General features: G+C 59.1%; 18 protein-coding genes. 9 read left to right on the forward strand and 9 right to left on the reverse strand.

The features are described 5' to 3' along the window. Positions 1-38 precede the first annotated feature (38 nt). Genes ccmC through ACMU_RS15850 form a run of 3 tightly spaced genes read left to right on the forward strand, consistent with a single transcriptional unit; the run spans position 39 to position 1,466 of the window. Positions 39-782 (forward strand): heme ABC transporter permease CcmC, encoded by a 744-nt coding sequence (gene ccmC, locus ACMU_RS15845; protein ID WP_035261420.1) that lies wholly within the window; start codon positions 39-41, stop codon positions 780-782. Then, positions 775-927 (forward strand): heme exporter protein CcmD, encoded by a 153-nt coding sequence (gene ccmD, locus ACMU_RS19125; RefSeq protein WP_081805557.1) that lies wholly within the window; start codon positions 775-777, stop codon positions 925-927. The genes ccmC and ccmD overlap by 8 nt, the downstream gene beginning before the upstream one ends. Continuing rightward, a complete protein-coding gene (locus tag ACMU_RS15850; RefSeq protein WP_035261423.1) occupies positions 924-1,466 on the forward strand; it encodes a DsbE family thiol:disulfide interchange protein in 543 nt (180 codons plus the stop codon). The genes ccmD and ACMU_RS15850 overlap by 4 nt, the downstream gene beginning before the upstream one ends. A 343-nt stretch (positions 1,467-1,809) precedes the next feature. On the opposite strand, the gene acnA is transcribed toward ACMU_RS15850, so the two are convergent. Beyond that, complete coding sequence (gene acnA / locus ACMU_RS15855; protein WP_035261425.1) at positions 1,810-4,497, reverse strand: aconitate hydratase AcnA; 2,688 nt, start codon at positions 4,495-4,497, stop codon at positions 1,810-1,812. A gap of 188 nt (positions 4,498-4,685) precedes the next feature. Between acnA and ACMU_RS15860 the strand changes: the two genes are divergently transcribed. Continuing rightward, a complete protein-coding gene (locus ACMU_RS15860) occupies positions 4,686-5,381 on the forward strand; it encodes a DUF1223 domain-containing protein (RefSeq protein ID WP_035261428.1) in 696 nt (231 codons plus the stop codon). Here the strand turns inward: ACMU_RS15860 and ACMU_RS15865 are convergent. The 3 genes from ACMU_RS15865 to ACMU_RS15875 form a co-directional block, all read right to left on the reverse strand. Then, positions 5,378-6,286, reverse strand: a complete 909-nt coding sequence (locus ACMU_RS15865) for a lysophospholipid acyltransferase family protein (protein WP_035261431.1) — start codon at positions 6,284-6,286, stop codon at positions 5,378-5,380. The genes ACMU_RS15860 and ACMU_RS15865 overlap by 4 nt on opposite strands. A gap of 66 nt (positions 6,287-6,352) precedes the next feature. Then, positions 6,353-7,387, reverse strand: a complete 1,035-nt coding sequence (locus ACMU_RS15870) for a FliG C-terminal domain-containing protein (RefSeq protein WP_035261445.1) — start codon at positions 7,385-7,387, stop codon at positions 6,353-6,355. Positions 7,388-7,453: 66 nt separating this feature from the next. Continuing rightward, on the reverse strand, positions 7,454-7,990 hold the full coding sequence (locus ACMU_RS15875) for a tetratricopeptide repeat protein (protein ID WP_152544648.1): 537 nt from the start codon (positions 7,988-7,990) through the stop codon (positions 7,454-7,456). 527 nt (positions 7,991-8,517) lie between these two features. Between ACMU_RS15875 and ACMU_RS15880 the strand changes: the two genes are divergently transcribed. Next, positions 8,518-9,612, forward strand: a complete 1,095-nt coding sequence (locus ACMU_RS15880) for a porin (RefSeq protein WP_035261447.1) — start codon at positions 8,518-8,520, stop codon at positions 9,610-9,612. After that, the gene (locus tag ACMU_RS15885) at positions 9,612-9,935 is read left to right on the forward strand and encodes a hypothetical protein (RefSeq protein ID WP_152544649.1); all 324 of its coding nucleotides are present in this window, start codon (positions 9,612-9,614) and stop codon (positions 9,933-9,935) included. The genes ACMU_RS15880 and ACMU_RS15885 overlap by 1 nt, the downstream gene beginning before the upstream one ends. Positions 9,936-9,973: 38 nt before the next feature. Here ACMU_RS15885 and purB read toward each other — a convergent pair whose 3' ends face one another. Further along, a complete protein-coding gene (gene purB, locus ACMU_RS15890) occupies positions 9,974-11,278 on the reverse strand; it encodes an adenylosuccinate lyase (protein ID WP_035261451.1) in 1,305 nt (434 codons plus the stop codon). Positions 11,279-11,420: 142 nt separating this feature from the next. Then, the gene (locus ACMU_RS15895) at positions 11,421-12,626 is read right to left on the reverse strand and encodes a bifunctional alpha/beta hydrolase/OsmC family protein (RefSeq protein ID WP_035261453.1); all 1,206 of its coding nucleotides are present in this window, start codon (positions 12,624-12,626) and stop codon (positions 11,421-11,423) included. Positions 12,627-12,754: 128 nt separating this feature from the next. Between ACMU_RS15895 and ACMU_RS15900 the strand changes: the two genes are divergently transcribed. From ACMU_RS15900 to ACMU_RS15910, 3 genes are read left to right on the forward strand one after another with little or no spacing between them, the layout of a single operon-like run. After that, positions 12,755-13,618 (forward strand): endonuclease/exonuclease/phosphatase family protein, encoded by an 864-nt coding sequence (locus ACMU_RS15900; protein ID WP_035261455.1) that lies wholly within the window; start codon positions 12,755-12,757, stop codon positions 13,616-13,618. 20 nt (positions 13,619-13,638) lie between these two features. After that, the gene (locus tag ACMU_RS15905; RefSeq protein ID WP_236626282.1) at positions 13,639-14,394 is read left to right on the forward strand and encodes a heme-dependent oxidative N-demethylase family protein; all 756 of its coding nucleotides are present in this window, start codon (positions 13,639-13,641) and stop codon (positions 14,392-14,394) included. Beyond that, a complete protein-coding gene (locus ACMU_RS15910; protein WP_035261457.1) occupies positions 14,391-15,599 on the forward strand; it encodes a class I SAM-dependent methyltransferase in 1,209 nt (402 codons plus the stop codon). The genes ACMU_RS15905 and ACMU_RS15910 overlap by 4 nt, the downstream gene beginning before the upstream one ends. 53 nt (positions 15,600-15,652) lie before the next feature. Here the strand turns inward: ACMU_RS15910 and ACMU_RS15915 are convergent, their stop codons facing one another. From ACMU_RS15915 to ACMU_RS15925, 3 genes are all read right to left on the reverse strand, one after another. Further along, entirely contained in the window at positions 15,653-16,558 is a 906-nt protein-coding gene (locus ACMU_RS15915; RefSeq protein ID WP_152544650.1) for a hypothetical protein, read from the reverse strand. 178 nt (positions 16,559-16,736) lie between these two features. After that, complete coding sequence (glnA, locus tag ACMU_RS15920) at positions 16,737-18,143, reverse strand: type I glutamate--ammonia ligase (protein ID WP_035261463.1); 1,407 nt, start codon at positions 18,141-18,143, stop codon at positions 16,737-16,739. Between the two features lie 57 nt (positions 18,144-18,200). After that, positions 18,201-18,539 carry a P-II family nitrogen regulator gene (locus tag ACMU_RS15925; protein ID WP_035261464.1) on the reverse strand — a complete coding sequence of 113 codons (339 nt, stop codon included), beginning with the start codon at positions 18,537-18,539 and terminating at the stop codon, positions 18,201-18,203. Between the last annotated feature and the right edge of the window lie 75 nt (positions 18,540-18,614).

Raw genomic sequence — 18,614 nt, forward strand, 5'->3', positions numbered from 1 at the left:
GGCTTTTTATGGCAGCGCACGACCAAAGGACCTAAACCATGGCCATGAATTCGATCTGGCAATACGCAAACCCCAAACGGTTCATGACCGTCAGCGGTTACGCCTTGCCCCCATTGGCGGTGGCCTCGGCGGCGTTTCTGATCGCCGGGCTCTATTGGGGTTTCTTCCTGACGCCAGAGGATTTCAAGCAAGGCACATCGGTAAAGATCATGTTCGTACATGTGCCGTCGGTCATCATGGCGACGGGAACGTGGTTCATGATGCTGATCGCCTCGTTGATCTGGTACGTGCGGCGCCACCACGTGTCGGCCCTTGCAGCCAAGGCGGCGGCGCCCATTGGCATGACCTTTACCCTGATGGGCCTTGCAACGGGCGCAATCTGGGGGCAGCCAACCTGGGGCACGTGGTGGGAATGGGATCCGCAGCTGACCTCGTTCCTGATCCTGTTCCTGTTTTACCTGGGCTACATGGCCTTGTGGGAGGCGATCGAAGAGCCCGACACAGCCGCCGATCTGACGGCGGTTCTATGTGTCGTGGGGTCCATCTTTGCGCTGCTCAGCCGCTATGCGGTGCTGTTCTGGAGCCAGGGCATCCATCAGGCGGCGTCCTTCTCGTTGGACAAGGAAGAAAACGTGGACAATGCTTATGCGCTGCCTCTGCTGATCTGTTTCATTGGGTTCATGTTGCTCTTTATCACCCTGCTTCTGCTGCGCACCCGGGCCGAAATTCGCCTGCGCCGGGTGGCAGCATTGGAAGCCCGCGAAAGGATGTCGGATGCCTGATCTGGGTTTTTACGCGACGGCTGTTCTGTCGGCCTATGGAATCAGTCTTGTGTCGTTGGCGGCAATCATCTTGGCCTCGATCCGTCGCGGGGCCATGGCCCGGCGTCGTTTGGCCGAGGCTGAGGCGCGCGAGGCCGCCAAATGAGCAAACGCAAGCTGTCACCGCTGGTCTTTCTGCCACCTTTGGTCTTCTTTGGATTGGCTGCGCTGTTCCTGATCGGGATGCAGCGCGACAACCCTGATGCCTTACCCTCGACACGTGTGGGCGGGGCCGCCCCTGTGCTTGAAGGCGCGGCGTTGGGCAGCAACCCGCAGTTGACCGACGCGCTGTTGGCCGAACCGGGGGTCAAACTGGTGAACTTCTGGGCCAGCTGGTGCGCGCCCTGCCGGTTGGAGCATCCGATCCTCGAGGCATTGGCGGACGAGGGTGTGACGATCTATGGCATCAATTACAAAGACGATCCCGGCAACGCCCAAGGCTTTCTGGATGAGCTTGGCAACCCTTATACCGCGATCATGACCGATGAAGGCCGCACCGCGATCAAATGGGGGGTCTATGGCGTGCCGGAAACATTCGTGGTGGATGGCAACGGTCAGGTCACGTTGCGCTTTGCCGGGCCGATCACCCAAGAGATATTGGCCCATACAATACGCCCGGCGCTGCAAGCAGCCGCCGGGCAATAATCGTTACGCTGGTACACTCTTATCCAGCGCCGTGCAGGAGAAGGATATAGGCAGACACTGCCATTATCTCCAGCATCGGCGTGGCTGTTAACACACGCAAAATGCTCATTACTTTCCCCCGTAGTCCCAGTGCCAATTGTTATCTCATGCCGTCTGCAATCCATACAAGCCGCTGCGAGCGAACCTGTCTATTTAGATAGGTCTGCACCCGAATCTGGGTCGAAATGGGGAAACAGTCGGCGGAAGTCCCGAAAAGTGTTTCGGATTTTATGAGAATCAACGGAAACGTGCAGATTCGCCCCGCTTTGGCCGCCCAGTAAAGGGCGACCAGTTTTTGCAGCGGTCAGCCCTCTTTGGCCAGATTGCGGAGCACATAGTGCAGAACGCCGCCGTTTTCGATGTATTCGATCTCGACCGCCGTATCGATCCGGCATTTCAGCGTGATATCCTTTACCGTACCATCGGCCATGGTGATGGTGCAGGGCACCTCGGCCAGCGGGGTAACCGTGTCGAGCCCAGAGATCGAGACGGTTTCGTCGCCCGTCAGACCCAGCGTTTTGCGCGTGTCGCCGCCGGTGAACTCCAGCGGGATCACGCCCATGCCCACAAGGTTTGAGCGGTGAATACGCTCAAAGCTTTCGGCGATCACCGCCTTCACACCCAACAGTGCCGTGCCTTTGGCCGCCCAGTCGCGGCTGGAGCCGGCGCCGTATTGCTCGCCCCCGAACACCACCAGCGGGGTGCCGTTGGCCTGATGCGCCATCGCGGCGTCATAGATCGAGCTCTGCGCGCCGTCCGGGCCTTTGGTGTATCCCCCCTCGACCCCGTCCAGCATCTCGTTCTTGATGCGGATATTGGCGAAGGTGCCGCGCATCATCACCTCGTGATTGCCGCGGCGCGAGCCATAGCTGTTAAACTCGCGCGGGGCCACCTGATGGTCGGTCAGATAGCGGCCGGCCGGGGTGGTTTCCTTGAATGACCCGGCGGGGCTGATGTGGTCGGTGGTGATCATGTCACCCAGCACCGCCAGAACCCGCGCACCGTCAATGTTCTCGATGGGATTGGTATCCATGGTCATGCCCTGGAAATAGGGCGGGTTGCGCACATAGGTCGACGTTGCAGGCCAGTCATAGGTCAGGCTGTCGGTGGTCTCGACGCTGCGCCACTTATCGTCGCCCTTGAAGACATCGGCATATTTCGACTGAAACGCGTCACGGGTCACCGTGGCCTCGACCAGTTCGGCAATCTCGGCCTGATCGGGCCAGATGTCTTTCAGGTACACGTCTTGGCCGTCGGGCGTCTGGGCGATGGGGTCATTAGCCAGATCGATATCCATCGTACCGGCCAGCGCATAGGCCACCACCAAGGGGGGCGAGGCCAGGTAATTGGCGCGCACATCGGGGCTGATCCGGCCCTCGAAATTGCGGTTGCCCGACAGCACCGAGGTGGCGACCAGATCACCCTCGGCAATTGCCTCGGACAGTTCTTTCTGGATAGGGCCCGAGTTGCCGATGCAGGTGGTGCAGCCATAGCCGACAAGGTTGAACCCGATGGCGTCCAGATCGTCCTGCAGTCCCGCGGCCTCCAGATAGGCGGATACGACCTGGCTGCCGGGGGCCAGCGAGGTTTTGACCCATGGCTTGCGGTTCAGGCCCAGCTGCGCCGCCTTGCGCGCCACCAGACCGGCGCCGATCATCACGTAAGGGTTTGACGTGTTGGTGCACGAGGTGATCGAGGCGATCACGACGTCACCCGAAGAAAGCGTGTAATCCTCGCCCTTTACCGGCACTTCCTTATCCATCGGGCGCTTGAACGTCTCGGCCATTTCACGCTGAAACGCGGTTTTGGCATCGGTCAGCGCCACGTAATCCTGCGGCCGTTTCGGGCCCGAAATCGCGGGCACAATCGTGCCCATATCCAGATGCAGCGTGTCGGTATAGATCGGCGCGTAATCGTCGCCGCGCCAGAACCCGTTTTCCTTGGCATAAGCCTCGACAAGGGCGATGCGGTCCTCATCCCGGCCGGTATTGCGCAGATAGCGCAGGGTTTCGCCGTCAATGGGGAAGAAGCCGCAGGTCGCGCCGTATTCGGGCGCCATATTGGCGATGGTGGCGCGGTCGGCCAGCGGCAGACGGTTCAGGCCCGCGCCGTAAAACTCCACAAACTTGCCGACAACGCCCTTGGCGCGCAGCATCTCGACCACTTTCAGAACCAGATCGGTGCCGGTTGTACCCTCGACCATCGCGCCGGTCAGTTCAAAGCCGATCACCTCGGGGATCAGCATCGAGATGGGTTGGCCCAGCATCGCGGCCTCGGCTTCGATCCCGCCAACGCCCCAGCCCAGAACCGCGGCGCCGTTGACCATTGTGGTGTGGCTGTCGGTGCCCACCAGCGTGTCGGGATAGGCGACCATTTCGCCGTTCTGATCCATGTCGGTCCAGACCGTCTGTGACAGGTATTCCAGGTTCACCTGATGGCAGATGCCGGTGCCAGGCGGCACCACGCGAAAATTGTTGAACGCCGACTGGCCCCATTTCAGGAAGGTATAGCGCTCCAGGTTGCGCTCATATTCGCGATCCACGTTCATCTGGAACGCGCGCGGGTTGCCGAACGCGTCAATCATCACCGAATGGTCGATGACCAGATCCACCGGGTTCAGCGGGTTGATCTTTTCGGGATCGCCCCCCAGCGCCACAATCCCGTCGCGCATCGCGGCAAGGTCCACTACCGCTGGCACGCCGGTGAAATCCTGCATCAAGACGCGGGCCGGGCGATAGGCGATCTCGCGCGGGTTCTTGCCGCCCTTTGACGCCCATTCGGCGAAGGCCTTGATGTCTTCGAGGTCAACGGTCTTTCCGTCCTCAAACCGCAGCATATTTTCCAACACCACCTTCAGGGCCGCTGGAAGGCGTGAGAAATCGCCCAGCCCGGCTTCGGTCGCGGCGGTGATCGAGTAATAGGCAACACTGGCACCCCCAGCGGTCAGGGTTCGGCGGGTTTGCGCACTGTCGTGGCCAACGGTAATGGGCATATCGGGCTTCCTTTAAGGTGGCGTCCACCTATGATTTGCCCATTGCAGCCCGCCAATCAAGGGCAGGGCTCTTTCCAAAACGGGTTCACTGTCCATTCAATGTTTCGAGACACTCGCAAAACGTTGATTGGCTGGCGAGCGGCCAGTGGTCTAGGTAAAGTACAACCGAAACGTATTGAGGATTGTTGATGTCGCGTCTGACAAACGCCATTGCCGCATTGGGGCTGAGCCTTGCCGGTGCAATTGCTGCCCAGGCAGAGCAGGTTATTGTGGTGGAGCTGTTCACTTCGCAGGGCTGTTCCTCATGCCCACCTGCGGACGAGTTGATGGTGGAACTGGCCGGTCGCAATGACGTGGTCGCTCTGGCGCTGCATGTCGACTATTGGGACTATATCGGTTGGAAGGACGAGTTTGCCGATCCGGCCTATACCCAGCGGCAAAAGCTCTATGCGCGTGCTGCGGGCAGCCGGTCAATCTATACCCCGCAATTCGTGGTGCAGGGGGTCGACCACGTGGTTGGCTATCGCCCCATGGATTTGGCGCAGGTGATCACGCAGCACTATATGCAACAGCAGAAAAGTGAGATTGCCCTGACGGTGGATGTGCAGGATGGCGTGGTGTCCGTTGATCCGTCGGGCGCCGTTCCCGAAGGGGCTGTATTGCAGATCGTGACCTATAAGCCAGAAGAATCCGTGTCGATCCGACGTGGCGAAAATGCAGGCCGTACAATCACTTATGCCAATATCGTGACGTCCTGGTCGCTTGTTGACAGCTGGGTGGGTGACGCGGTTTCTGTCCCATTGACGCCTGCGCCGGGTGATCAGGTCGTCGCAATCATGCAAAGCGCACAGATGGGCCGCATTCTGGCAGCAGCGCGCCCTTAGGAACTGAGGCGCCGTTCGGGTTTCCAGCGGCGATGGATCCAGAACCACTGATCCATATTTTCGCGCACACGCGCCTCAAGGCTGTCATTGAGGGCCTGAGTCATCTCGCGCGCATTGGTGTGTGGGATGGGTGCTTCGGCCACAATGTCAAAGTTCAACCCATCCGGCCGCCGGATACCGTAGATGGGCATGATCAGCGCGTCATACTTGAGCGCCATCTCGGCCGCAGACAGGGCTGTGGGCGCAGGTTTGCCAAAGAAGTCCAACAGTTCGCCATGTTCCATGTGCTGATCGATCAGAATGCCAATCTTGTTGCCGGCCTTCAGGTGTTTCAGCATCCGCGCATAGCCGCTGCGCCCCCGTGGGAACATCGGCGCGCCGATCTGTGACATGCGCGCTATATACCTGTCATTAAAATATTTGTTTTTCAGTGGATTGTAGAGTGAACCTAACTCAATTCCGCGCCCCTTGAGGGCGGCGCGGATGACATTGAAATTGCCAAAATGCGCCGTGACCAACACAACGGGGCGGCCCGCAGCGTGGGCTTCTTCCAAGGCGTCGACACCTTCGCCCTGCAGCGGATCATTTGCATAGCGTTGCAGGAATTCGTCGGTCGAGAACAGCTCCATCACCAGACGCCCGATATTGTCAGGCACGCTGCGGGTCAGCTTTTTAACCTCGTCCTCGGGCAAATTTGGGCAAACATAAGCAAGGTTGTCGCGGATGCGCTTGTCATATCCGGCCAAAGGCGCAACGACCCGCGCCATGAAGCCGCCCATCAACCTGACACGCAGACCGTATGGAAGCCGCATGAGCAGCCATGTGAGGCCTCGAACCACCCCGTCGACCATCCGGTCGCCCAGCACCGAGCCCGTATCGGTGCGCTGTTTCGGTTGTGCCGCCATCTGCCGTCCATTTCACATCCGCCGCGTTCGGCGGTTGGCAACAGATAGACCTACGTGGCCGCAATCTCAACCGGCTGCATTGCGCGGCGACAACGAGATCTCGCCATCGGCGTCCAACTGCCGCAGGGCAAGCACAATATCGGTTTGCGCAGCCTCGAGTTCCTCTGCGGTGACCTCACCACGGTCCTGGATGGCTTCGCGCAGTTGGTCGGCGATGCGGCGTGAAATGTTGGACAGGATGTATTCGGTTGCCGGGTGATCCGGCGCCCCGGCGAAGGCCGTTGTCAAAACCTCGGGCGCGATACTGCGGGTCAAGACCGGCGCATCCGTGGCGCGCAGTTGCGTTGCCACGTGATCAATGGTGAAAATGGCCTTGCGAACACGGTCGGCAAAGTCGCTGTCATCGGCCTGCAGCCCGTTCAGAACCTTGTCACGCGTGCTGGCCCCGGACAGGTTCAGAATGGCGCCAAACCGCGTATCCGCCCCATCGCTGAAGGCGGGGGCGGGTTTGGCGCGAATTTGCTCCAATATCGTTTCGCCAATCCCATCCACCGTATCCGGATCGACATGCGCGGTTTGTGAGACAGACACTGCAATGGATCGCGCCACGTCGCCGGGCAACAACCCCAGGATCTTGGCGGCGTCAGCCGTGGGCAGTTTGGACAGCAAGACTGCCGCCACAAGCGGGCTTTCACCGCTGAGCACATCAACCATCATGTCATGCGGGACATTGGCCAGTTCTTCCCACAAATCGGGCGCGTCACCGTGCCCCTGGCGCAATCGGCTGGCAAGGTCTTCGCTGATATGGCCATCCAGCATTGTCAGCGCCGCCTCGATCCCGCCAGGAAAGGTTAGGCCAACCTGTTCCATCGCCTCGAGGAACTCGCCAACCACCACGCGCAGGGTCGGGGCATCAATGTACCGCATCGCGCCCAGTTCGGAGGTCAGGGCCGATTGCAGGTCAGCCGGCAAGTCAGCGATTGGAAGATTTACCCCTTCGCTCAACAAAAGGCGCACGATGATGGCGGCCTTACGGCGTTTGCTGAGGTGGGGAATAACGGGAGGCTGCGGGGCAGGGGTGGCAGAGAGTGCGGTCGTCAAATTGGTCCCTCCTGAGACATGGTTTCAACCTGCCTCAGGAAGGGTTAACAGTCGCCTAGCGCGGGCTCAGTAATTATACGTCACGCCGGTCTTGATGGCGTCAGCCAACGCGATTTCGGCCCATGTATCCGCGCCGCCACGGGCACGAATCTCGGACAATTGAATGCGCGCTGCGGGCATGTTGCCGGCTTTGGCCAGGCCTTGACCCATATAGGACCGCGCCAAGAGGTTGTCTGGGTTTTTGGTCAGCGCGGCCGAGTAATACTGCATGGCCAGTTCAGTGTTGCCCAACTTGCGGTTCACAAAGCCCCGATAGGTCAGCACGCGATCGTCCTGTTGGTTCGACATGGCGTCCATTGCGCGTTTGGCCGCATCATACTGACCGGCATAGGCAAACTCGCGCACGGCTTGGTACAGAACATCGTCGCCAAGGCTGCTTTCCTTGGCATCCACACAGGTCTTGGTGGTCTCGTCATAGATCTGGCCGTCGGTGCATTCGGTGGTCGTTTCGGTGGTTTTGGGCGGCTTGAAATCGTCACTGCCAACCGCCAGAGCAAATGTCGGAGCGGTCAATGCAAGTGCAAGAAACGTGGAACGGATCATCTTGGGTACCTCTGAGTAAACGGGTTAGGCGAACCATGGGTGGCTTGCTGCAGTGTAAACGCATCATGCAACGTTTTATTCCCTGACCCGTAATTTTTTACCTGTGCGGATTTAAAAGCCCCCCTGTGCAAGCCCCCCAGTTGAAAGCATGGGGTGATCTTCCTCTAGGCAGGACGCTAATTGTTTCAAGTTTGCTTCGGTTTTGCGTCACCCTCATGTGATAGCAGAAGGTCACCAACGTGGGATTTGCGCCGAATGTCACGTGGTGGTGATTTTTTGCACGGCAAATCGTGCTTGGTCATTCGGTATCGGATCGGCCCGTCAAGTTCAGGAAAAAACAACTTAAAAACAGAAGTTTAGGTGCGCTTCGCCATTGCCGCACTGCAGCGAATATGCACCTGGTTTCACGTTTTCTCGACATGCTTTGAGCGATTGCCCAAATGCAGATCCCCTCACGTTTTGTTCAGGTGTGTCCAGCCCGATGATGCGGCATCGAGTGGCCACGTACTTCAAAACGGATCACGAAAATGACCAAAAAATCTATCGTCAGCCTTAGCGCGCTGGCGGCGGCACTGTCCGCAACGATGGTCGCTCCCGCGTTTGCCGAGGGCACATCGATCAAGTCCAAAACAGGCAAGTCCGAGGTCGTATTCTACGGCCAGATCAACCGCGGTATCCTGTTCGCCGACAACGGCACCGAAGACGAAGTGTTCTTTGTCGACAACGACAACAGCTCGACCCGTTTCGGGTTCGAGGCCAAACACTCGGCCGGAGCATTGTCTTTCGGTGCCAAGCTGGAGCTGCAGGTTGAATCGAACTCGACCGGTGGCGGTATCGACTTCGGCAACACCAATGGCAGCTTGGGCATCTCGGAACGTGTTGCCGACCTGTATGTCAGCGGCGCATTCGGTAAAATCTTCCTGGGTCAGGGCAGCTCGGCCTCGGACGGCTCTTCCGAGGCTGACCTCTCGGGCACCGGCGTTGTGGCCTATTCCGGTATCGGCGATCTGGCCGGCACGCTGAGCTTCAACAACTCGGGCGGTTTTGGCGTCACTGTTGGCGACGTGTTCTCGAACTTTGACGGTTTGGGCCGCAATGACCGCCTGCGCTACGAGTCCCCCTCGTTTGGCGGCTTCACCTTCGGCGCGTCGATTGCGTCTGATGACGCGTTTGACATCGCTGCAAACTGGGCTGGCGAGTTCGACGGCTTCGAAGTTGCCGCCGCGGCCAGCTATGTCGACCCGGGCGATGCTTCGGGCGTCGACGAGCAGTACAGCGCCTCGGCCTCGATCCTGCTGGATAACGGTCTGAACTTTACCGTTGCCGGGGGCGAGCAAGAGCTTGCTGCCGGTGGTCCGAACCCGACCTTTGGCTATGTCAAAGCCGGTTATCAGGCGGACATCTTCTCGGTCGGGAAAACCGCGTTCTCGGTTGACTACTACGAAGGTGACGACGTTGGTTTCGCCGGTACGGAATCGACCTCGTACGGTATCGCTGCTGTTCAGAAATTCGACGATCTGGGGCTGGAGGCATACGCTGCTTTCCGCAACTACGAGTTCGACAGCGCAGCGAATGACGATGATCTGACAGCAGTTCTGCTTGGTGCACGGCTGAAATTCTGATGTCAGTACGTACCTTTCCCAAGGTGCGTGGTGCGGTAAGGGGTTTGCCCCTTGCCGCGCTTGCACTGCTTGCCGCCTGCGACGGATATGAGCCCAAGGCCTTTGTGGTGAATTCCGAGATCGATCCCAATGCACCGGGGTTCTTTTCCGGCTCTCAAGGCGCTGTAACGGTGTTTGACAGCACATCCGCCGGAACCGGAACCGGTCTTGCATTGGGTGCCGCAAACGGAGGCGTCACCGAAGAGCGGATCTTGCTGCCAGACGGACGCATCAAGATCAGACGCATCATTGTCGAAGAAGAAATTGTAAAGCCCGGCGCATAAAGCACCGGGCTTTGCTCATGTCACAGTGGGGCGTTCGACTACGCGCCGAACACCCGCGCAAAGATCGCGTCGACATTCTTGGTATGATAGCCAAGGTCGAATTTTTCGTTGATCTCCTCTTCGGACAACGCGGCGCGAACCTCGTCATCGGCCAGAAGCTCCTCGCGGAAATCGGTGCGGTGATCCCAGACCTTCATCGCGTTGCGCTGCACAAGCCGATAGGCATCCTCGCGGCTGACACCAGCCTGGGTCAGCGCCAGCAGCACCCGCTGGCTCATCACAAGACCGGGGAATTTGTTCATGTTTTCCAACATGTTTTCGGGATAGACCAGCAGCTTGTCGATTACGCCGGTAAGGCGGGCAAGGGCGAAATCCAGCGTGATGGTGGTGTCGGGACCGATATTACGTTCCACCGACGAATGGCTGATGTCGCGTTCGTGCCAAAGCGCGACGTTTTCCATCGCCGGAACCACGGCCATGCGCACCAATCGCGCGAGGCCGGTCAGGTTTTCGGTCAGCACCGGGTTTTTCTTATGCGGCATGGCTGAGGAGCCTTTTTGGCCCATCGAGAAAAACTCTGCCGCTTCCAATACTTCGGTGCGCTGCATATGGCGTATCTCGACCGCGATGTTTTCGACCGAACTGGCGACCACACCGAGGGCCGCGAAAAACGCGGCATGGCGGTCGCGGGGGATCACCTGTGTGGAGATCGGTTCGGGTTTCAGGCCCAGTTGCGCGCACACATGCTCTTCGACCTTGGGGTCGATATTGGCGAACGTGCCAACAGCACCCGAAATCGCCCCGGTTGCAACCTCGTCGCGTGCCACGCGCAGACGGGCCAGGTTACGATCCATCTCGGCGTAGAAGCGCGCAAAGGTCAGCCCCATGGTGGTGGGCTCGGCATGAATGCCGTGGCTGCGGCCGATGCGGATCGTGTCCTTATGCTCCAGCGCGCGGCGTTTCAGGGCGGCCAGCAGGCCTTCCATATCGGTGATCAGGATGTCGGCGGCACGCACCAATTGCACGTTAAAGCAGGTGTCCAGAACGTCCGAACTTGTCATGCCCTGATGAACGAAGCGCGCCTCGTCATTGCCGATGATCTCGGCCAGGTGGGTCAGGAAAGCGATAACGTCATGCTTGGTGACGGCTTCGATCTCGTCAATGCGGGCGACGTCGAACTCAACGTCCTTTGCTTTCCAGACAGCTTGGGCATTTTCCTTGGGGATCACGCCCAGTTCTGCCTGTGCGTCGCAGGCATGGGCCTCGATCTCGTACCAGATGCGGAACTTGGTTTCGGGGCTCCAGATGGCCACCATTTCTGGGCGGGAGTAACGAGGGATCATGCAGCAGACCTTGGGGTTTTTGAGAATACGCGCGCTTTCTAGCGGGGCCGGACCCAAAAGGAAAGCCGCCCCGGGGGGCGGCTTGCGGCTTTGACGCTCGGGGGCGGGGCCCCGAGCGGTGGGGGCGCGTCGATGGATGGGGTTACCCCACCAGCCGGGTTTCGACCTGCGAGGATTTCTCCAACGTTTGGTGGACCGGGCAACGGTCGGCGATTTCCATCAGGCGGGCGCGTTGGGTTTCGTCCAGCGGACCGGCCAGGCAGATTTCACGAACGAAGCGGTCGATCTTGTTTGACCCGTGCTCGGCATCCTGCGCGTGCACCTTGTCGTGGTTCACGTCGACGCGCACATTGGTCAGGGGCCAACCTTTGCGGCGGGCATACATGCGGATTGTCATTGATGTGCACGTGCCAAGCCCGGCCGCGAGGAACCCATAGGGCGACATGCCCTTGTTGGTGCCGCCATAGGCCAGGGGCTCGTCCGCCAGAAGGTGGTGATATGGGCCGTTTTGCACGTCCTGCAGGAAGCCCGCGGCGTCAGCCTCGGTCACGCGCACGATGCCTTCGGGCGCCCCGGGGGGCGGCGAAGGCGGCGAGAGGTCGAGATACCGTCCGGCCCAGGCCGCGATCACATTGGCAGCGTATTCTGCATCCTCGGGGCGGCTGACCAGATGGTCTGCATCGTCAAGCGTGACAAAGCTTTTGGGATGACGGGCCGCCGCGAAGATCTGCGTGGCGTTTTCGATCCCGACAATGGTGTCGCGCGGGGCGTGCAGAACCAGCAGCGCGGCTTTCAGCCCGGCAATGTCGCCATCGAGATTCGCGGCCGAGACGTCTTCGAGAAATCCTTTGCCAATGCGCAGCGGTTTTCCGGCCAGCGTTACATTCAGCGTACCATCTGGTTGCAATTGCGGATCAGAAAAATTGTGGGTGACATGTTCGGGGTCATAGGGGGCGCCGATCGTTACAACAGCCCCGACACCCTCAATCCGCCGCGCGGCTGCCAGCACCGCCGCACCGCCCAGAGAATGGCCGATCAAGAGGCCCGGCGCCATGCCACGGCTGGTCAGAAAGGCGGCTGCGGCCTCCAGGTCCTGAACGTTGCTGGTAAAAGTCGTGTTCTCGAACTCGCCACCCGAATGGCCCAGCCCGGTAAAATCGAACCGCAGAACGGCGATGCCCATTGCGGACAAACGTTGTGCGATCCGGCGCGCGGCCTGAATATCTTTGCCGCAGGTAAAGCAATGGGCAAACAGCGCCGTTGCGATATGGGGGGCGGTGGGCATGTCCAGCCGTGCGGCCAGTTTCTCGCCTGAATGCCCGGGGAAAGTTACTTTTTGCGTGCTCATGCCCGTTGTCCTGCAATCATTCTTGTCCGATGGTGAGCATTCGAACCCCGCGTCGCAAGGTGCAGGGCCCCGAGTTAACGCGTTGGTGATGTGGCGCGACGGTTTCGTGCAGAGGCAGGCAAAGCAGGATGTGGCAACTAATCGTGCGGACAGGGTTGATCCTTGTCTTGATGGCAATTGGCGGAGGGTTCCTTGGCGCGGTTCACCCTGTGGGGGACTCGCTTGCTGCCTTTCGGATGCCGTTATGTGTGACCGCGGGGGTGCTGCTTCTGCTGACATGCCGCAGGGTCTGGATCCTGCGCATAGGCGTGCCGCTGAGCGTTGCGTGCGCTTGGTCTGCTTTGCCTTATTTCGCCGGCGCAAGCCTTATGGGGCAGCCGGTTTTGCGAATTTACCAGAAGAACATGCTGTGGAACGCCCAAGACCGCAGCGCGTTGTTCGCAGATTTTGTGTCCAGCGGTGCCGATGTGTTGACATTACAAGAGGTTAACGCGCGAAACCTCGCGTCGCTAGAGGTGCTGAAAGATCGGTTTCCGCATCAGCTGCACTGCGATTTTCGATTTGTCGGTGGTACGATGGTGATGTCGCGTTTGCCCATTGTGCAAACATTGCCGTGCAGTGACGGCATGTCCGCCGCGCAGGTGCAAACACCGGCCGGGCCGGTTTGGGTAATCGCCCTGCATGTCAGTTGGCCCTATCCGCATCCGCAACAAGCTCACGTATTGCGTTTGATGTCCGCTGTTGCACAGGTCGAAGGGCCGGTTGTGGTGGCAGGTGACTTTAACATGGCCCCATGGGGGCGTCAGATTGGGCGGTTATTTCAACAACTGAATGTCAGCCGCATAACCCCCGCACGCGGAACCTATGCGTTGTTCGGGTTTGTTCCGTTGCCGTTGGATCATGTCCACAGCACATTGTCGGGTGAATTGGTCTCGGTCAGGCCGAAAATGGGGGCAGATCATCGCGGTCTGCTGGTGGACATCGGACAATGACCGAAAACACGCCCAATTGGTTGAACACGCAGTTGCCCGAGCTTCCATGGGCTGCAAAGTTGCCGGGAACGCGGCTGGTGGCCGATCGGGATTGGCTGAGGGTTTCTGACAGTTTCGCGGCGCAGTTGGCAGAAAAAGAGCGTCTGTTGCAGGATGTTCCAGAGCGTGTCACTGCCATGACTTCTGCGGCCCGGGCTGCATGCGGCGAACTGTTGGATACCGTTCTGCGCACGCTTGAATACGCCGACGACTATACCGTCTCGCTGCCGACCGTTTCGCGCCCCGATGGCGGGGTAGTTCAGATTAATCGGGATGCGCCGATGGAAACGTTGGCCCGGCTTTGCCAAGAGGATTTCTGCATTCTTCAACGTGGTCCGGATCAAGATCAATACCATCTCGTCGCGGCATCGCTTTGCTTTCCCGCCGGATGGCGACTGGAAGAGAAATTGGGGCAACCTCTGCAAACAATCCACGCGCCGGTGTCATCCTATACCGGCGACGTTGCACGCCGTGTTGGGCGGCTGTTTGACGGTGTGCAAGACGGTAAAATGATGGAGCGGGCAAACCTGTTGCCCTATGCAGATCCGTCCCTGTTCCATCCGGAAAAAATAGCGGGGGACGCACGCTTCCTACGCTGCGAGCGTCAGGTGATCCGGCGGCTCCCGCAATCGGGTGCGGTGGTGTTTTCCATTCATACCTATCTTGTTCGTCAAGACGATCTGAGCCAAGACATGCAAACACGACTTGCGGATTATCTGAGGGACAAGCGAGAATGAACAAGGTGCAGGATCAGTACGAGGCCTACCCTTACCCGGCGCGCGACCCCAGGGACGAGGCACAGCGGTTGATCACCGGATCGCCATCGCATCCGTTAGAGCTGGATCACTTCTTATTCGCTGGAAAACGGGACTGGTCCAAGCCGTTGCGGATTCTATCTGCGGGCGGCGGCACGGGCGATGGGCTGATTCAATTGACCACGCTTTTGCAAGCTGCCGGGCGCCCGTATCAGGCCACCTATGTCGACCTGTCCACGGCCGCCCGCGAGATCGCCGAGGCGCGTGCCGCAGTCCGTAAGCTGGACAATATCACCTTTGTAACGGGCAGCCTGTTGGATGCGCCGTCGTTAGGACAATTTGACTATATTGACTGCTGTGGTGTGTTGCACCACTTGCCCGAACCGCAAGCTGGATTTGATGCGTTGTCGGCCGCGTTGGCGCCTGACGGAGGCATGGGGTTGATGGTTTACGCGCCTTATGGGCGCAGCGGCGTGTATCCGTTGCAGCAAGGGTTTGCGGCGCTTTGGCCCGATGACACCCCGTCTGATCGCTTGCGCGCGGCGAAAGAGGTTATGTCGGCATTGCCCAATGGCCATCCGTTTAAGTGCAACCCGCATCTGGTGGACCATCTGCAAAGCGATGCAGGGTTCTATGATCTTCTTTTGCACAGCCAGGACCGGTCCTATTCGGTGACCGAGCTTGACCAAACTTTGCAGGCGGCGGGTCTGAGACTGATCAATTTCACGCAACCGGCGCTTTACGATTTGGCGCGACTGGTGCCGGGCCCGCAAGCAGAGGGATTGTCACAGGTGGATCGCTGGTCAATCGCTGAGAAACTGCGCGGTACAATCAAAACCCATGTGGCCTATGTGACCCTTGCCAACGGACCAGCCACACAGGCACGACCCAGTGATCGGTCGCTGGTGCCGCATCTGAAAGGTGTTCCGGCAAGCAAGCTGGCAGCGCGGGTGACACAGGCCGGTTCCGTACCGATCACGCTTGGGGCCGATAAGGTGGTTGAACCATTGGACCGGGCCGCCGCGCCGCTGATTGCGGCCATAGACGGGCGTCGGTCACTGGCCAGCATTGCGCAGGCCACCGGCGTTGACCCGATCCGGTTTGGCGCGCTTTGGGCCAAGATCGATCACGCTCTTGGCGATTGGGGCCTGTTGCTTTATGCGCGGCCGATGGTTGAACGCAAATAACCCCGCCGCGCCCAAGATGGAACGCGACGGGGCCGACAGAGAAGTCGTAGATATCAGGCCAGGAAGGCCAGCGCCTGTATCAATTCGGGGTTCTGCGTGATGCCAAAGCCAACACCGGTCAGGGCCGTGGCGCGTGCGCTGAGGTTTAGGTCCTCGCCGCGAACCAGGTTATAGACCAGCATGACGAAGCCAATGGGGAAGGACATCAGCAGCACGACGGTGGTCATCAGGTAGACCACCAACTGCTGACCCGCCCCGATCCGTTCAATCGGTGCTTCGCGCGAAGGTTCGCTGCCTTCGATCAGGTCGCCGGCAAAGATGCGGCGACGTGCGCGGCGCAGATCTTCTTCGCCGCGTTCGGGATCGATCATGGCCTGGATCATGTCCTGCGTTTCCAGCGGGGCGGGATCCATGCGAACAACGTTCATCATCTCGGCATCCAGACGCTCATGCGTGTCGGCCACCTCAAGGTGACTGGCCGCAAAGGCTTCGTTTGTTGCCGGCAGTTTGAATTCGTCCGATGCAAACAACGTGTCGCTTGCGTGCCAATGCACAAGGCTTGCTTCTTCGGCATTCAACAGGTGACGCGTCGCGGCATAGCACAGGTCGGTTTTTGCCGCCTGGTTCAGCGAACCGCCGGGGCCATCTTCAACCGTAACCGTCATTACGTCCTGTACGTCTTCCAGCAGAGCCTCGACCAGTTCTTTGCTGTAGCGCGAACGCGGGGGCCGCGACGCGCGTTCTGCGCGTGCGATTTGTTGTTGTGACACACCAACGCGCACGACAACGTCTTCAAGCAGGAAAACAGCGCAGGTATCCGGGGCCAGAGCTGTCTGCTCGAACTCCACATCCATTTCGCCAAACACGTCCTGCAACTCGTTAATCAGATCAACATAGTCGACATCCAGCAGGTCATCATACATGACCGTTGCTTGGATCGCTTTTTTAGGATCTGACATTATCTCTCTCCGTCGTTCGGATTTCACCCGATAAGTGAACAATCCTTTACGATTCTGGCGGGATATAGGTCAGGAATAAGGTAATTTTGCGCGGTTTGGCCGGAGTTTTGCCTTAATCCGGACGAAAAAGGGCGCCAACGGGGCGCCCTTTTAAGAGTTTTATGACAATCGCCTACAATCAGACGCTGTAGTACAGTTTGAATTCCATGGGGTGCGGGGTGTGCTCGTAGGCATAGACCTCTTCCCATTTCAGTTCCGCATAGCCTTCCAGCTGATCTTTGGTGAACACGTCACCGGCCAGCAGGAACTCGTTGTCTTCTTCCAGCGCTTCCAGAGCTTCGCGCAGCGAGGCGCAAACGGTCGGGATACCGGCCAGCTCTTCGGGCGGCAGATCGTACAGGTCTTTGTCCGAAGCCTCGCCCGGATCGATCTTGTTTTTGATGCCGTCCAGACCAGCCATCAGCAGTGCTGCAAAGCACAGGTAGGGGTTGGCCGAGGGATCGGGGAAGCGGGCCTCGACACGCTTGGCTTTCGGCGATTCCGCCCACGGGATACGCACACAGCCCGACCGGTTGCGGGCCGAGTAGGCGCGCAGAACCGGAGCTTCAAAACCCGGGATCAGGCGCTTGTAGCTGTTGGTCGATGGGTTGGTGAAAGCGTTCAGCGCTTTGGCGTGCTTCAGGATGCCACCGATGAACCACAGGGCTTCGTCAGACAGATCAGCATACTTGTCGCCAGCGAACAGAGGCTTGCCGTCTTTCCAGATCGACATGTTCACGTGCATACCAGTGCCGTTGTCGCCCGCGATGGGCTTGGGCATGAAGGTTGCCGATTTGCCATAAGCGTGGGCCACGTTGTGGATCACGTATTTGTACTTCTGCAGCTCGTCGGCCTGTTTGGTCAGGCTGTCGAAGATCAGGCCCAGCTCGTGCTGACAGCTGGCCACCTCGTGGTGGTGCTTGTCAACTTTCATGCCGATGCGCTTCATGGTCGACAGCATTTCCGAACGCAGGTCTTGCGCATCGTCAACGGGGTTGACCGGGAAGTAACCACCCTTGACGCCCGGACGATGGCCCATGTTGCCCATCTCGTATTCGGTGTCGGTGTTCCACGAGGCGTCCTGTGCGTCGACGGCGTAGGAAACCTTGTTCATCTCAACCGAGAAACGAACGTCGTCGAACAGGAAGAATTCAGCTTCCGGACCCATATAGGCCGTGTCGCCGATGCCCGATGCTTTCAGGTAGGCTTCGGCCTTTTCTGCGGTGCCACGCGGGTCACGCGCATAGGCTTCGCCGGTGTCCGGTTCGCAAACCGAACAGTGGATGCAAAGCGTTTTTTCCGCATAGAACGGATCGATATAGGCGCTTTCGGTGTCGGGCATCAGTTTCATGTCCGACTCGTCGATCGATTTCCAACCGGCGATGGACGAACCGTCAAACATGAAGCCTTCTTCCAGGAAGTCTTCGTCGACCTGATCGGCCATCACGGTCACGTGCTGCAGCTTGCCGCGCGGGTCGGTGAAACGGATATCGACATATTCGATACCCTCATCGGCGATGGTCTTGAGAACCGTCTCTTTGCTCATACTACGTATGTTCCCTCTGCTTGAATGTTTCGACTGCCCGCACCGGGCAGGGATGAATTACAGCGCGTCTTCGCCGGCTTCGCCGGTCCGAATACGGATGGCTTGCTCGACGGGTGACACGAAGATTTTGCCGTCGCCGATCTTGTCGGTCTTGGCGGCGTTGATGATGGCCTCGACAGCGGCGTCAACCTGGTCATCGGCCAGAACCACTTCGATTTTCACTTTGGGCAGGAAGTCCACCACATACTCCGCGCCGCGATACAGCTCGGTGTGGCCTTTCTGGCGGCCAAATCCCTTCACCTCGATGACACTAAGGCCTTGTACGCCGATCTCTTGCAGCGCTTCCTTAACTTCATCCAGCTTGAAGGGTTTGATGATTGCCTCGATCTTCTTCACGGGTCTCAACTCCCTTGGGTTACTCGGTTTTGAATGGTTTCAGACCACTTTCCCCGGCCATGAACAATCAGCTAG

Origin of the sequence: Actibacterium mucosum KCTC 23349, assembly GCF_000647975.1 — a bacterium.
Taxonomy (GTDB): Bacteria; Pseudomonadota; Alphaproteobacteria; order Rhodobacterales; family Rhodobacteraceae; genus Actibacterium; species Actibacterium mucosum.